Origin of the sequence: Ideonella dechloratans (assembly GCF_021049305.1) — a bacterium.
GTDB lineage: Bacteria > Pseudomonadota > Gammaproteobacteria > Burkholderiales > Burkholderiaceae_C > Ideonella > Ideonella dechloratans.
Genome location: NZ_CP088081.1, coordinates 3657996 through 3671586, shown reverse-complemented (window position 1 = coordinate 3671586; position 13591 = coordinate 3657996). Strand labels below are relative to the sequence as shown.

General features: G+C 71.8%; 15 protein-coding genes. 5 read left to right on the top strand and 10 right to left on the bottom strand.

The features are described 5' to 3' along the window. Positions 1–16 precede the first annotated feature (16 nt). From LRM40_RS17095 to LRM40_RS17085, 3 genes are all read left to right on the top strand, one after another. Positions 17–955, top strand: coding sequence for an efflux RND transporter periplasmic adaptor subunit (locus LRM40_RS17095; RefSeq protein ID WP_151124803.1), 939 nt, complete (start codon positions 17–19; stop codon positions 953–955). Between the two features lie 4 nt (positions 956–959). Then, positions 960–2489: a TolC family protein gene (locus LRM40_RS17090; protein ID WP_151124802.1), complete on the top strand. Its 1530-nt coding sequence runs from the start codon at positions 960–962 to the stop codon at positions 2487–2489. Between the two features lie 275 nt (positions 2490–2764). Beyond that, the gene (locus LRM40_RS17085; RefSeq protein WP_151124801.1) at positions 2765–4462 is read left to right on the top strand and encodes a 2-isopropylmalate synthase; all 1698 of its coding nucleotides are present in this window, start codon (positions 2765–2767) and stop codon (positions 4460–4462) included. 7 nt (positions 4463–4469) lie between these two features. Here the strand turns inward: LRM40_RS17085 and LRM40_RS17080 are convergent, their stop codons facing one another. The 8 genes from LRM40_RS17080 to cydP form a co-directional block, all read right to left on the bottom strand. Beyond that, a complete protein-coding gene (locus LRM40_RS17080) occupies positions 4470–4832 on the bottom strand; it encodes a carboxymuconolactone decarboxylase family protein (RefSeq protein WP_151124800.1) in 363 nt (120 codons plus the stop codon). 72 nt (positions 4833–4904) lie between these two features. Next, a complete protein-coding gene (locus LRM40_RS17075; RefSeq protein WP_151124799.1) occupies positions 4905–5099 on the bottom strand; it encodes a hypothetical protein in 195 nt (64 codons plus the stop codon). A gap of 6 nt (positions 5100–5105) precedes the next feature. Then, entirely contained in the window at positions 5106–5528 is a 423-nt protein-coding gene (locus LRM40_RS17070) for an MBL fold metallo-hydrolase (RefSeq protein ID WP_151124798.1), read from the bottom strand. A 51-nt stretch (positions 5529–5579) separates the two neighbouring features. Continuing rightward, positions 5580–5888 carry a cyd operon YbgE family protein gene (locus LRM40_RS17065; RefSeq protein ID WP_231067615.1) on the bottom strand — a complete coding sequence of 103 codons (309 nt, stop codon included), beginning with the start codon at positions 5886–5888 and terminating at the stop codon, positions 5580–5582. Continuing rightward, positions 5885–6010, bottom strand: coding sequence for a cytochrome bd-I oxidase subunit CydX (cydX, locus tag LRM40_RS17060; protein ID WP_022980732.1), 126 nt, complete (start codon positions 6008–6010; stop codon positions 5885–5887). The genes LRM40_RS17065 and cydX overlap by 4 nt, the downstream gene beginning before the upstream one ends. A 31-nt stretch (positions 6011–6041) precedes the next feature. Then, complete coding sequence (gene cydB, locus LRM40_RS17055; RefSeq protein WP_211373017.1) at positions 6042–7184, bottom strand: cytochrome d ubiquinol oxidase subunit II; 1143 nt, start codon at positions 7182–7184, stop codon at positions 6042–6044. 19 nt (positions 7185–7203) lie between these two features. Beyond that, positions 7204–8775 carry a cytochrome ubiquinol oxidase subunit I gene (locus LRM40_RS17050; RefSeq protein ID WP_151124796.1) on the bottom strand — a complete coding sequence of 524 codons (1572 nt, stop codon included), beginning with the start codon at positions 8773–8775 and terminating at the stop codon, positions 7204–7206. Further along, positions 8772–8963, bottom strand: a complete 192-nt coding sequence (gene cydP / locus LRM40_RS17045) for a cytochrome oxidase putative small subunit CydP (RefSeq protein WP_151124795.1) — start codon at positions 8961–8963, stop codon at positions 8772–8774. Before cydP ends, LRM40_RS17050 begins: the two co-directional genes overlap by 4 nt. A gap of 172 nt (positions 8964–9135) precedes the next feature. Here cydP and LRM40_RS17040 point away from each other — a divergent pair, with 172 nt between their 5' ends. Next, entirely contained in the window at positions 9136–10539 is a 1404-nt protein-coding gene (locus LRM40_RS17040) for a sigma-54 interaction domain-containing protein (protein WP_151124794.1), read from the top strand. Between the two features lie 155 nt (positions 10540–10694). Continuing rightward, positions 10695–11393, top strand: a complete 699-nt coding sequence (locus tag LRM40_RS17035) for a fumarylacetoacetate hydrolase family protein (protein WP_151124793.1) — start codon at positions 10695–10697, stop codon at positions 11391–11393. Positions 11394–11403: 10 nt separating this feature from the next. Here the strand turns inward: LRM40_RS17035 and LRM40_RS17030 are convergent, their stop codons facing one another. Both LRM40_RS17030 and ssb read right to left on the bottom strand, forming a co-directional pair. After that, positions 11404–12960, bottom strand: coding sequence for a tetratricopeptide repeat-containing sulfotransferase family protein (locus tag LRM40_RS17030; protein WP_151124792.1), 1557 nt, complete (start codon positions 12958–12960; stop codon positions 11404–11406). A gap of 48 nt (positions 12961–13008) precedes the next feature. Next, complete coding sequence (ssb, locus tag LRM40_RS17025) at positions 13009–13530, bottom strand: single-stranded DNA-binding protein (RefSeq protein WP_151124791.1); 522 nt, start codon at positions 13528–13530, stop codon at positions 13009–13011. Positions 13531–13591 lie beyond the last annotated feature (61 nt).

The window sequence follows — 13591 nt, the reverse complement described above, 5'->3', positions numbered from 1 at the left end:
CGATCCGAACCCGACCATGACCGCGACGACCTCCCTCTTCACGCGCCTCCTCGCCCCCGGCAACGCGCAGCGCCACCTGCAGCAGCTGCTGCGGCCGGCCATCACCCTGCTGGCCGTGGCCGCCGCCCTGTGGGCCGGCCGCGCCCTGTGGGACCACTACGAGCTCTCGCCCTGGACCCGTGACGGCCGGGTGCGCGTCAACGTGGTGCAGCTGGCGCCCGATGTGGCCGGTCTGATCACCCAGGTGCCGGTGCACGACAACCAGGCCGTGAAAGCCGGCGAGCTGCTCTTCGCGGTGGACCATGCCCGCTACGCCCTGGCCCTGCGCGAGGCCGAGGCCGCGCTGGCGGCCCGCCAGGCCACGCTGGCCCAGGCCCGGCGCGAGCGCGACCGCAGCAGCGGCCTCGGGGCCCTGGTCTCGCAGGAGCAGCAGGAGCAGGCCCGCACCCGGGTGGAAGAGGCCACGCTGGCCGTGGCCCAGGCCCAGGTGGCGGTGGAGTCGGCCCGCCTGAACCTGCAGCGCGCCGAGGTGCGCGCGCCGGTGGACGGTACGGTGACCAACCTGGACATCCGCGTGGGCGCCTATGCCGCCACCGGCCACCCGGCGCTGAGCCTGGTGGACAGCCATTCCTACTACGTCGAAGGCTACTTCGAGGAGACCAAGCTGCCCCGCATCCACCTGGGCGAGGCGGTGCGGGTGACGCCCATGGGCGGCGGCGCGCCGCTGCGCGGCACGGTGGAGAGCATTGCCGCGGCCATCGCCGACCACGACCGCGCCACCGGGGCCGATGGCCTGCCCGCGGTGAACCCGAACTTCAACTGGGTGCGCCTGGCCCAGCGGGTGCCGGTGCGGGTGAAGCTGGACACGCCCTGGCCCGCCGGCACCCGCCTGGTGGCCGGGCAGACGGTGACGGTGCAGGTGCTGGAGCCGGGTCACGCTCAGGCCGTGGAGTGAGGCCATGACACGCAGCACGCACGATCTTCGCCGCGCGGGCGGCCGGGCCGCGCTGGCCCTGGCCGCCACATGGACCGCCGCCCTGACGGGCTGCGGCCAGCTGCCGGTCGGCCCCGACTACCGGCTGCCGACCCAGGCCCTGGCGGCCCAGCCGGCGACGAGCGCGCCCTTCGCGCAGGCCGATGCCGCGCTCTACAGCGCCCAGCCCCTGCCGGCCGCCTGGTGGAAGCTCTACGACGACGCCCGACTCGACGGCCTGGTGCAGCAGGCCCTGGCACACAACACCGACCTGCGACAGGCGGTGGCCAACCTGGCCCGCGAGCGGGCGCTGGAGGCCGAGGTGGCCGGGGCCCAGCGCCCCTCGGTGGGCGTCAACGGCGGTGTGGTCATGGGCCACCCCTCCGGCCTGGACTATCTGTCCCCCGGCTACACCCCCAAACCCGAGTGGGAGACCTCGGCCGGTCTGGCCGTGTCCCTGCCGCTGGACTGGTTCGGCCAGCTGCAGCGCCAGGCCGAGGCGGCGCAGGCCAGCCGAGAAGCCGCCGAGGCCGCCGCCGACCTGGCGCGGGTGCAGGTGGCCGCCAGCACCACGCGGGCCTATGCCGAGGTCTGCGCCCTGGGCCTGCAGCTGCGCAGCGCCCGCCACTCGGTGCAGCTGCAGGACGAGGCCGTGACGCTCACCCGGCGCCTGCAAAGCGCCGGGCGCACCGGCGTGACCGACGTGGCCCGCGCGCAAGGGCAGCTGGAGCACCTGCGCGCCGCCATCCCGCCGCTGCAGGCCCGGCGCCAGGGGGCGCTGTACCGCCTGGCCACGCTGACCGGGGCGCTGCCCCAGGCCCTGCCGGCCAGTGTGGCCGATTGCGAGACCCCGCCGCAGCTCAGCGGCCTGATCCCGGTGGGCGATGGCGCGGCCCTGCTGCGCCGTCGGCCGGATGTGCGCCAGGCCGAACGCCAGTTGGCGGCGGCCACCGCCCGCATCGGCGTGGCCACGGCCGACCTCTACCCGCACATCCGCCTGGGCCTGTCGGTGCAGAGCGCCAGCCCGGCCACCGATTTCCTGGGCTCCGACAGCGTGGGCTGGAGCCTGGGGCCGCTGATCTCCTGGACCCTGCCCAACACCGGCGCGGTGCAGGCCCGCATCGCCCAGGCCGAGGCCGGCACCGCGGGCGCGCTGGCGCACTTCGACGGCACCGTGCTGACCGCGCTGCGTGAAACCGAAACCGCGCTCAACGCCTACGCCCGCGAACTGGACCGGCGCGCCGCGCTGCGGGCCGCCCGCGCCCAGGAGGCCACCGTGGCCGAGCAGGCCCGGCGCCTGTACCAGAGCGGGCGCACCGGCTACCTGCCGGCCCTGGACGCCCAGCGTGCGCTGGCTGCGGCCGAGGCCGAGCTGGCCGCCAGCGAGGCCGCCCTGGCCGACGACCAGGCCCTGCTGTTCCTGGCCCTGGGCGGGGGCTGGCAGGCCGAGGCGGCCACGGCCCAGCCCGGCCCGGCCAGCACGGCGGGTTTGACGGCCCCCCGTGTGCCGGGTTAAGGTCGCGCCCCATGACCTTGCGCACCCTGCTATCCCGCGAGTCCAGCCTAGTGCTGGGCCGGGATCGGCTCGCGTGCACGCGCCGCTGACGGACCGTTCGGTCCCAGGCGTACCACCCCTCCCCTGATCCCGGCCTGCCAGCGTCCCGTCCCCTGACGGGCGCGAGGGAGGGCTGCGCGCATCCACACCCTGTCGTCCTGTCCTGCTGCGACCCTGGCCGCGGCCGGGCCGGCAGGGTCATGCCCTGAGCCTCCTCTGCCGAATCCGGGATCCCCATGATCGACCACCCCGCCACCAAGTACCACCCCTTTCCCGCCATCGACCTGCCGCAGCGCCAGTGGCCCTCGCGCCACATCGGTCAGCTCGCCCAGGCTCCCATCTGGCTGTCCACCGACCTGCGCGACGGCAACCAGGCCCTGTTCGAGCCGATGAACGTCGAGCGCAAGATGATGTTCTTCGAGCGCCTGGTGGCCTGCGGCTTCCGCGAGATCGAGGTCGGCTTTCCGGCGGCTTCGCAGACCGACTTCGACACCGTGCGCCGCCTGATCGAGGAGGACCGCGTGCCCGAGGGCGTGACCCTGATGGTCATGACCCCGCTGCGCGAGGACCTGATCGAGCGCACCGTGGCCGCCCTGCGCGGCGCGCGCCGCGCCATCGTCCACCTCTACAACGCCACTGCCCCGTTGTGGCGCGAGGTGGTGTTCGGCCTCTCGGTGCCCGAGGTGATGGATCTGGTGGACCACCATGTGCGCCACCTGCGCCGGCTGACCGACGCGGTGCCCGAGACCGAATGGGTGCTGCAGTACTCGCCCGAGACCTTCTGCATGACCGAGCTGCCGGTGTCGCTGCAGGCCTGCCGCACCGCGCTGGATGCCTGGGACGCGGGCCCGGGCCGCCCGGTCATCATCAACCTGCCCACGACGGTGGAGGTGGCCACGCCCAATGTCTTCGCCGACCAGATCGAGTGGATGGACCGCCACCTGCCGCGGCGCGAGCATGTGGTGTTGTCGGTGCACCCGCACAACGACCGCGGCACCGGTGTGGCCTGTGCCGAGCTGGCCCTGCTGGCCGGCGCGCAGCGGGTGGAGGGCTGCCTGTTCGGCAATGGCGAACGCAGCGGCAATGTGGACCTGGTGACGCTGGCGCTGAACCTTTACACCCAGGGCGTGCACCCGGGGCTGGACCTGTCGGACCTGCCGGCCCTGGTGCAGGTGGCCGAGCAGTGCACCGCGCTGCCGGTGCACCCGCGCCACCCCTATGCGGGCGACCTGGTGTTCACCGCCTTCTCGGGCTCGCACCAGGACGCGATCAAGAAGGGCCTGGCCGCGCAGCGCCCTGGCGCGCCCTGGGCCGTGCCCTACCTGCCCATCGACCCGGCCGACATCGGCCGCAGCTACGAGGGGATCATCCGGGTCAACAGCCAGTCGGGCAAGGGCGGCATCGCCTACCTGCTGGAGCGCGACCACGGCCTGGTGATGCCGAGGCGCCTGCAGGTGGAGTTCAGCGCGGTGGTGCAGCGCCATGCCGACGCCAGCGAGGCCGAAGTGACCTCGGCCGCCCTGTGGCAGCTGTTCAGCCGCCACTACCTGAGCCCGCAGGGCGCCGAGGGCGCGGTGACGCTGTCGTCCTGGCAGGTTCAGCCCGGGCCGCAGGGCGGGGTGCGGGTGCGGCTGAGCCTGGCCATGGGCGAGCAGCGCTGGGCCGCCGAGGGCGAGGGCGCGGACCTGCTGCAGGCGGCGGCGCAGGCGCTGGCGCCCGGCCTGCGCCTGGGGGCGGTCAGCCGCTCAAGCACCGGGCGGGGCCGCGCGACCCAGCACTGGGTGCTGGTGGAGGGGGCCGCGGCCGGCGCGGCGAGCACGGCCTTCGGGGCGAGCCACGACGCCGATGTCGAGCGGGCCACGCTGCAGGCCGTGCTGAGCCTGGCCTGCCGGCTGGGTTGCCTGGCCCGGCCGGCCGAGGCGGTGGAGGCCTGAGGCCTGCTCAGCAGACGGCGGGCTCGGGCTGGGCCAGCACGTCCCAGGCCTTCAGGGCCTCGGCGGCGTACATCAGGGCCGGGCCGCCGCCCATGTAGACGCACACGCCCAGCGCCTCTTCCAGCTCGGCCCGGGTGGCGCCCAGGCGCACCAGGGCCTTGACGTGAAAGCCGATGCAGCCCGAGCAGTGCTGGGTGACGCCGATGGCCAGGGCGAGCAGCTCCTTCTGCTTGGCGCTGAGCGCGCCCTCGGCCAGGGCGCCCTGGGCCATGGCGCTGAAGCCGCGCATGGTGGCGGCCTGGGACTGGCGGAAGGGGCCGAGCTGGGCATTGATGTCCTGCATCAGGCCGGTGTGGTCGAAGGTGCTCATGAAGACTCCTGCGCGAGGATGGCGGAAAGTCGCCAATATACCCAACAGGGTATCGAGGGAGTTCGATCCAGATCAGTGCGCGGCGGGGCGCTCGTCGGCCCGCGGCGGCAGGCTGGCCACCCGGGTCAGGAAGGCGTCACGGCTGGTGTTGCCGAACCAGGGGTGCCAGCGCCGCTGCTCGCCCACCGTGGCCACCATGCGGCCGCGCCGGGCGCAGCCGGCGAACAGCAGGGTCTCGTCGGGCAGGCGGAAGACCACGTCGTGCACGCTGTCTCACAGCGACTGGGGCTGGGCCGGCCGGGTCTGGTAGTGGCAGCCATCGACGACCAGCAGATCGCCGCAGAACAGCCGGTCGCGCCAGCGGAAGCTCAGGCAGTCCGGGGTGTGGCCGGGGGTGGCCAGCACCTCGATGTAGTCGTCACCCAGTGGCAGCAGTGGCTGGGCCGGCGGGCGCTGCTGCACCCAGGGGGCCCCCAGCTGGTCGAGCGCCGCCTGCTCGGCGGGCGCGCGCTGGGCGTCATGGGCATGGGTGCGCAGCACCCAGCGCAGCTGGGCGCGCTGCTCGGCCAGCATGGCGCGGATCACCGGCACGTCGGCGGCGCGCGGGTCGATCACCACGGCATCCCCCGTTTCGGCCTGGGTCAGCAGATAGCTCACCGTGCCGGTGGCCTCGTCCAGCAGCATGCGGAACAGCATGGTCGTCTCCCCCTCGTTCTCTTCTCTCCAGCACCGATTCTGGACGGTGCGTCAGCGCAGGAACTTGAGCAAAACGAAAGCCAGCAGGGCCAGCAGGCTGCTCCAGCCGGAAAACAACGCCCGCCACAGCCAGAAGCGCGGCACGAAGCCCACGCCCCGGACCAGGCCGGCACACATGGCCCACAGCAGCAGCAGGGCCAGGCCATGGTCGGCCCGGCCCTGCGCGTCGGTCATCAGCGGCGGGTAGACCGAGCCGGCCAGCATCAGCGCCACGCCCAGCAGCAGGCTGGGGCCGTGCAGACCCGGGCGGACCGGCTCGGGCGCGTCCGAAGCTTGCGGTGCTTCAGGGGCGGTGCTCACACGCCGCCCTCGTCGCTCAGGCGGGCCGCGGCGCGGCCTTCCTCGTTCTCGCCCCACATCGCGTTCATCACGGCCAGCAGGACCGCGAAGCCCACGCCGAGGATCCAGGCGAAATACCACATGGTGTCGTCCTTTCGGTGTTGAGGGCCGGGCTCAGTAGGCGGTGTGCTCGTTGGCCCGGATGTGGGCCTCGGTCACCTTGCCGCGCATCACGCGGTAGGCCCAGCTGGTGTAGAAGACGATGATCGGCATGAAGATCAGCGTGGCGAAGAACATCAGGCTCAGCGTCAGGTGGCTGGAGACGCTGTCCCACACGGTCAGGCTGGAGTTCAGGTCGGTCGACGAGGGCATGACGAAGGGGAACATCGCGCCGCCTGCCGTGCCGATCACCCCGGCGATGGCCAGGGCCGAGGCGACGAAGGCGGTGAGCGTGGCGCCGGCGCGCGTCAGCAGGGCGGCGCCCAGCGCGCCGACGATGCCCAGCACCGGCAGGGCCCACAGCGCCGGCCAGCGGGCGTAGTTGGCCCACCAGGCATCGGCGCTGCGCACCACCGTCTTGGCCAGCGGGTCGGGCAGGGCGGCCGGGTCGATGGCCGAGCTGATCGCGTAGCCGGGGATGGCGCCGCTGTGCAGCCAGAAGCCCGCGCCCACGAAGGCCAGCACCATCACCACGGCCGCGCCCAGGGCCGCGTTCTGCGCCCGGGCCTGCACGGCCCCTTCGGTGCGGTGCGACAGGTACACCGCGCCGTGCAGCGTGATCATCGCGCTGCTGACCACGCCGGTCAGCAGGGCGAAGGGGTTGAGCAGGGCCCAGAAGCTGCCGGTGTAGGTGGAGATCAGGTAGTTGTCGAAATGGAAGGGCACGCCCTGCAGCAGGTTGCCGAAGGCCACGCCGAAGATCAGCGGTGGCACGGCGCCGCCGACGAACAGGCCCCAGTCCCAGGTGCTGCGCCAGGTGGGGTTGTCGATCTTGCTGCGGTAGTCGAAGCCGACGGGGCGGAAGAACAGGGCCCACAGCACCGCCAGCATGGCCCAGTAGAAGCCGCTGAAGGCGGTGGCGTAGACCAGCGGCCAGGCGGCGAAGATGGCGCCGCCGCCGGTGATGAACCAGACTTGGTTGCCGTCCCAGTGCGGGCCGACGGTGTTGATCACGACGCGGCGTTCGGTGTCGTTCCTGCCGACAAAGGGCAGCAGCGTGCCGACGCCCATGTCATGGCCGTCCATGATGGCGAAGCCGACCAGCAGCACGCCAACCAGCAGCCACCAGATGAGCTTGAGGGTGGGGTAGTCCAACATGATGAAGTGACTTTCTCGTTCAGGCGTGGGCGGGGGCGGCGTGCACGGGTTCGTCCAGATACCTTCCCGTGCCCAGGCTGCCCGGGCCCAGGCGGGCGAACTTGACCATCAGGTACATCTCCACCACCAGCAGCACGGTGTAGAAGCCCACGAAGCCGGCCAGCGAGCCGTACAGGCTCTCCACGCTCAGGGTGGAGACCGACAGGTGGGTGGGCAGCACGCCGTAGATCGTCCAGGGCTGGCGGCCGTACTCGGCCACGAACCAGCCCAGCTCGCAGGACAGCCAGGGGATGGGCAGCATCACGAGGGCCGCGCGCAGCAGCCAGCGTTGCTTGCCGCACTGGCCCTTGAGCGTGCTCCAGAAGGCCAGGGCGAAGAGCAGCAGCATCGCGAAGCCGAAGCCCACCATCAGGCGGAAGGCCCAGAACATCGGGGTGACGTGCGGCACGGTGTCGTCCACCGCCTTGTCGATCATCTCGGGCGTGGCCTGGCGCACGTCGGCCACGTACTTCTTGAGCAGCAGGCCGAAGCCCAGATCGGCCTGGAAGCGGTCCAGCGTCACGCGGGCGGCCACGTCGTCGTGGTGGGCGCGCAGGGTCTCCAGCGCGATCACCGCCTGGATGCCGTTGACGATGCGCTCGCGGTTCTTCTGCTTGATCTCGTGGATGCCGGGGATGGTCTTGCTGGTCGAGCGGGTGCCGATCAGGCCCATCACGTAGGGGATCTCGATTTCCCAGTCGTTCTTCTGCGCGGCCTCGTTGATGCCGGCCACCAGCTTCAGGCCGGCCGGGGCGGGCTCGGTCTCCCACATGGCCTCGATGGCGGCCATCTTGGTCTGCTGGGCCTCGCCCACGGTGTAGCCGGATTCGTCGCCCAGCACGATCACCGAGCAGACGCTGGCCAGACCGAAGGCGGCGGCCACGCGGAAGCTGCGCTTGGCGAATTCCACGTCACGGCCGCGCAGCAGGTACCAGGCGCTGATGGACAACACGAACATCGCGCCGGTCACATAGCCGGCCGAGACGGTGTGCACGAACTTGGCCTGAGCGTCCGGGTTGAAGACCACGGCCCAGAAGTCCGTCATCTCCATGCGCATGGTCTGCCAGCTGAACTCGGCACCGACCGGGTTCTGCATCCAGCCGTTGGCGATCAGGATCCAAAGCGCCGAGAGGTTGGTGCCCACCGCCATCAGCGTGGTCACCAGCAGGTGCTGCGTCTTGGACAGCCGATCCCAGCCGAAGAAGAACAGGCCGATGAAGGTCGATTCCAGGAAGAAGGCCATCAGCCCTTCGATGGCCAGCGGGGCGCCGAAGATGTCGCCCACATAGTGTGAGTAGTAAGCCCAGTTGGTGCCGAACTGGAACTCCATCGTGATGCCGGTGGTGACGCCCAGCGCGAAGTTGATGCCGAAGAGCTTGCCCCAGAAGCGGGTCATGTCCTTCCAGACCAGCTTGCCGGTCATGACATAGACCACTTCCATGATCACGAGCAGCCAGACCATGCCCAGCGTCAGCGGCACGAAGAGGAAGTGGTAGAGGGCTGTCACGGCGAATTGCAGCCGGGACAGGTCGACGAGATGATCCGAGATCACGGGCGGACTCCTTGGGGGGCGGTCGGGTCAGCCGCCGGGGCGGGGCCCGGGGCAATGTGCGCGGCCGCCGTGTCGGGATGGACGGGCACCTGGACAGGACGGAAGAACACCCACCACAGCACCGTCAGCAGGACGAGCTTGAGCAGCACGATCCAGCTGAGGTGTCGGAGCAGGGGCCTGTCGTTCATGTCCGCTGAGGTATCAAGATGTGTGCCCGGCACGTCACCTTCTGCAAGTCCTTGTTTTGACGTGGTTTTGCCTGCCGATGCTGGCAAGCGGCTGTGCGGCCCGCTGTCCAGTACGGCAGTTGTGTCATAGTGGCTGGCAGTCGTTGTCAGTGTCTTGGCAGTGGCTCCCGCCATGCGCACCGATCCGCCTGTTCCGCTCCCCGCCCCCCGCCTCGACGTGCCGGCCGAGCTGGTGTCCTTCATCGAGGGCCTGCCCGAGCCCCACATCCTGTTCGACCGGCAGTACCGCATCGTCGCGGCCAATGCGGCCTACCGCAGCGCCTTCGCGCCCCGCGGCACGGTCATCGGCCGCACCTGCTACGAGGTGTCCCACCACTTCAGCGTGCCCTGCGACCAGGCCGGCGAGAGCTGCCCGCTGGCCCTGTCGCGCCGCAGCGGCCAGCGCGAGCGGGTGCTGCACCTGCACCACACGCCGCAAGGCGAGGCCTACGTCAACATCGAGCTGGTGCCGCTGCGCGACGCCCAGGGCGAGCAGGCCTTCTTCATCGAGAAGATGGAGGCCCTGCCGCTGGCCCGTGCCCAGCCCGCCCGCCAGGGCCTGATCGGCAGCGCGCCGGCTTTCCGCGACATGCTGGGCCTGGTGGCGCGGGTCGCCCCGTCGGAGGCCAGCGTGCTGCTGCTGGGCGAATCGGGCACCGGCAAGGAGCTGGTGGCCCGCGCGGTGCACGAGGCCAGCGCCCGCGCCAACAAGCCCTGGGTGGTGGTGGACTGCGCCAGCCTGCCCGAGAGCCTGTTCGAGAGCGAGCTCTTCGGCCACGAGAAGGGGGCCTTCACGGGGGCCCACATGGCCCATGTGGGCCTGGTGGAGGCGGCCAGCGGCGGCACGCTCTTCCTGGACGAGGTGGGCGACATCCCCTTGCCCATGCAGGTCAAGCTGCTGCGCCTGCTGGAAAGCGGCACCTACCGGCGGGTGGGCAGCACCGAGCTGCGCCATGCCGACGTGCGCCTGGTCAGTGCCACCCACCGCGACCTGGCCGCCATGGTGGCCCAGGGCCGCTTCCGCGAGGACCTCTACTACCGGCTCAGCACCTTCCCCATCGCCCTGCCGCCGCTGCGCGAGCGCCTGGGCGACCTGTCGCTGCTGGCCCATGCCCTGCTGGAGCGCCTGACCCCCGGCCGGCCGCTGAGCCTGGACGCCGGGGCGGTGCAGCAGCTGGCCCGCCACCCCTTCCCGGGCAATGTGCGCGAACTGCGCAACGTGCTGGAGCGGGCGGTGCTGCTGACCGACGGCGACCACATCACCGCCGAGACGGTGGACCGGGCGCTGTCGGTGGGCCTGCTGCGCCGGCCGTCGCCCCTGGCCGGGGCCGCCACGGCGGCGGCCGAGGCACCGTCTCCCGCGCCGACGGGGGCCTCGTTGCGCCAGACCGAGGCCCAGGCCCTGCGGGCGGCGCTGCAGGCCCACCACGGCAGCCGCGAGGCCCTGGCGGCGGCCCTGGGCATCAGCGTGCGCACCCTCTACCGCAAGCTGCGCGCGCTGGACGAGAACGGCGAGGGCGGCCCGACCCCGGGCTGAGGTCCCCGGGCCGACCGGGCCACCCTGCGGCGGCTCGGGACTTCCCAGGAACCGACAGGCCGCGGCCGGCCGACGCGGCTATCCTCGCGGTGCCGGGCCGATGGGCGACCCGGCGTCCCGTTGGGCTTTCCGTGGTCACCGCAGAAGACACACACATGCCATCCCTGATCTTCCCCGCACCCGTTCCCGCCATCGCGCCCATCCAGGGCAGCGAGCAGGGCTTCCCGATCCGCCGCATCTTCTGCGTCGGCCGCAACTACGAGGCCCATGCCAAGGAAATGGGGTCGGTGGCCGACCGCGAGGCGCCGTTCTACTTCAACAAGGCTTCCGAGCACTACGTGCCCAGCGGCAGCACCGTGCCCTATGCCCCCGGCACGAAGAACCTGCACCACGAGATGGAGCTGGTGGTGGCCATCGGCGTGACGGGCTTCCGCATCGCCGAGGGCGAGGCGCTCAAGCATGTGTACGGCTACGCCTGCGGCCTGGACATGACCCGGCGCGACCTGCAGAACGCCGCCAAGGACAAGCAGCGCCCCTGGGACCTGGGCAAGGATTTCGAGAACGCCGCGGTGCTCTCGCCCATCGCGCCCGCCAGCGTCATCGGCCATCCGGTCAGCGCCGCCATCGAACTGCGGGTCAACGGCCAGACCAAGCAGTCCTCCAACATCGACCAGATGGTGCACCCGGTGGCGGCCATCATCGCCCACCTGTCGCAGTACTACCACCTGCAGCCGGGCGACCTGATCTACACCGGCACGCCCGAGGGCGTGGGCGCGGTGGTGGCCGGCGACGTGCTGGAAGGTTCGATCGCCGGTGTGGGCACGATCGCGCTGACGATCGGCGCGGCCGAGTGAGGCGAGCGGCTCAGGCCCGACCCAGGGCCTGGGCGAGCGGGCGCAGGGCCGTGGCGTAGGGCGCCCATTTGGGCTTCTCGCGTGCCACGATGCCCTGTCGCACCGACACCGCGCTGGCGGTGGACACCCCGCGCCGGCTGCTGGCAATGTCCAGCATCGCCGGCGTGAAATCCAGCCCGCAGAAGGCCGTGACCTCGCGCAGCACCGCCTCGGGCCGGCGCACCAGGGCCGCATAGTCCACGTCCAGGATGCGCCCGGGCAGCACCCGCTGCCAGTGGGCCATCAGCCGTTCGTACTGGCGGTAGAAGCCGCCCAGTTCCTGCAGATCGTAGGAATAGGGCGCCGCTTCGTGGAACAGCTCGCGCAGGTTGGAAAAGCCCACCTCCATCGCATCGCGCCGCAGGTGCAGGATGCGGGCCTGCGGCAGGGCCTGGGCGATGAAACCGATGTTCAGGAAGTTCGAGGGCAGCTTGTCGGTGAAGCAGGCCTCGGGGCCCAGGCGCCAGGCCAGGCCGTCCAGGTAATGGCGGCCCACCGCGGCAAAGTCCACCCCGGCGGCGGCGCGCTGCACCAGCGTCAGGTCGATGGGGCCGCGGCAGGGGTGGTCGGTGGCCTCACGCATGGCCACCGTGAAGTCGTAGAGCTCGCCCAGGCCCTGCACCTGCGGGTGGCCGTGCAGCAGCTGCTCCAGCAGCGTGGTGCCCGAGCGGTGCATGCCGACGATGAAGATGGGCACCGGACCGTCGGCCGGCCGCACCGAGGCCGCAGCGTCGGGGATGGGCAGGGCCATCAGCGCATCCACCAGGGCCACACTGTCCTCGGGGCGGTAATCCAGCAGGGCGCGCTTGGCGCGGCAGGCCAGCATCAGGGCCTGCCAGGCCTCGTCGTGGCGGCCCAGGTCGTCCAGCACCTTGTGCAGCGCAAAGGCCAGCTCGATGGCCGTCTCGCGCGGCACTTGCGGCCGGGTCAGCTGGGCGTGGATGGCGGCGAGGTCGTTGGCCTCGGGCGTCTGGGTCTTCAGGCCGGCCAGCAGCCACCAGGCGCGCGAAACCTGCGGGGCCCGGGCCACGCAGGCCCGCAGCTCGGCTTCGGCCTCGGCAAAACGGCCCAGGTAGACCAGGGCCTGGCCCCGGGCGACGAGCACCGAGGGGTGGCCGGGCTCGCGGCGCCGGGCCTCGTCCAGCAGGGCCAGCGCCTCTTCGTGCAGGTTGAGGTGGCTGTGCTGGCCGGCGAAGGCCAGCAGCAGCGGCACCGGCACCCGCGCGGGCGGCCCCAGGCGGGCCAAGCAGGCGCGCAGCGCGGGCACCTCGTTGAAGGTGCGCAGCCGGGAGACCAGCTGGGCCACCTCGTCCGGCCGGGTGGGGGCGGCCTGAGCGGCGGCCAGTGCGTGGGCGTGGGCGTCCCGGTGGCGGCCGGCCAGCGAGGCGATGTAGGACAGCTGCAGCAGCACGTCCGCATCGCCGGGGTGGCGGGCCCGCAGTGCCTCGAAGCAGGCCGTGGCCTGCGCCCACTCCTGGCGGTCCGCGTGGCGTTCGGCCTGCTGGCGCAGGGCCGCGTCGGAACTCATCGCGCGCGCAGGAGCCGCGGAGACATCAGGCCGGTGTGTCCGGAACGGTCAGAACGGAATGTCGTCGTCCATGTCGTCGAAGCCGGTGGACGACTTCGGCGCGGGACGGGGGGCGGGAGCCGGGGCCCGCGGCGGGGCGGCCGGGCGGGCGGCCGGACGGCTGTAGCCGCCGCCACCGCCACTGCCGCCACCCATCTCCTCGTCCATGCCACCACCGTCGCCGCCGCCCATGCTCTCGCGGCCGCCCAGCAGCTGCATGGTCTCGGCCACGATCTCGGTGGTGTAGCGGTCGTTGCCGTCCTTGTCCTGCCACTTGCGGGTCTTCAGGCGGCCTTCGATGTAGACCGGGCGGCCCTTCTTCAGGTACTCGCCGGCGATCTCGGCCTGGCGGTCGTACAGCACCACCGAGTGCCATTCGGTCTCTTCCTGGCGCTCGCCGCTCTCGCGGTTCTTCCAGTTGCGGGTGGTGGCCAGGCGCAGGTTGCAGACGGCGGCGCCGCTGGGGGTGTAGCGCACTTCCGGGTCGCGGCCCAGATTGCCGATGATGATGACTTTGTTGACGCTGGCCAAGGTGGGGCTCTCCTGTGGGGACGGGCACGGGCAGGGCGTGCTGGCACCCCGGAATTCCCGT

Bases quoted from the DNA above. Each gene is read 5' to 3' on its own strand.
- LRM40_RS17035 (WP_151124793.1), top strand. From the start codon at position 10,695: ATGCCATCCCTGATCTTCCCCGCACCCGTTCCCGCCATCGCGCCCATC.
- cydB (WP_211373017.1), bottom strand. From the start codon at position 7,184: ATGTTGGACTACCCCACCCTCAAGCTCATCTGGTGGCTGCTGGTTGGC.
- LRM40_RS17080 (WP_151124800.1), bottom strand. From the start codon at position 4,832: ATGAGCACCTTCGACCACACCGGCCTGATGCAGGACATCAATGCCCAG.
- LRM40_RS17030 (WP_151124792.1), bottom strand. From the start codon at position 12,960: ATGAGTTCCGACGCGGCCCTGCGCCAGCAGGCCGAACGCCACGCGGAC.
- cydP (WP_151124795.1), bottom strand. From the start codon at position 8,963: ATGAACGACAGGCCCCTGCTCCGACACCTCAGCTGGATCGTGCTGCTC.
- LRM40_RS17085 (WP_151124801.1), top strand. From the start codon at position 2,765: ATGATCGACCACCCCGCCACCAAGTACCACCCCTTTCCCGCCATCGAC.
- LRM40_RS17040 (WP_151124794.1), top strand. From the start codon at position 9,136: ATGCGCACCGATCCGCCTGTTCCGCTCCCCGCCCCCCGCCTCGACGTG.
- LRM40_RS17070 (WP_151124798.1), bottom strand. From the start codon at position 5,528: ATGCTGTTCCGCATGCTGCTGGACGAGGCCACCGGCACGGTGAGCTAT.
- LRM40_RS17095 (WP_151124803.1), top strand. From the start codon at position 17: ATGACCGCGACGACCTCCCTCTTCACGCGCCTCCTCGCCCCCGGCAAC.
- cydX (WP_022980732.1), bottom strand. From the start codon at position 6,010: ATGTGGTATTTCGCCTGGATCCTCGGCGTGGGCTTCGCGGTCCTGCTG.
- LRM40_RS17090 (WP_151124802.1), top strand. From the start codon at position 960: ATGACACGCAGCACGCACGATCTTCGCCGCGCGGGCGGCCGGGCCGCG.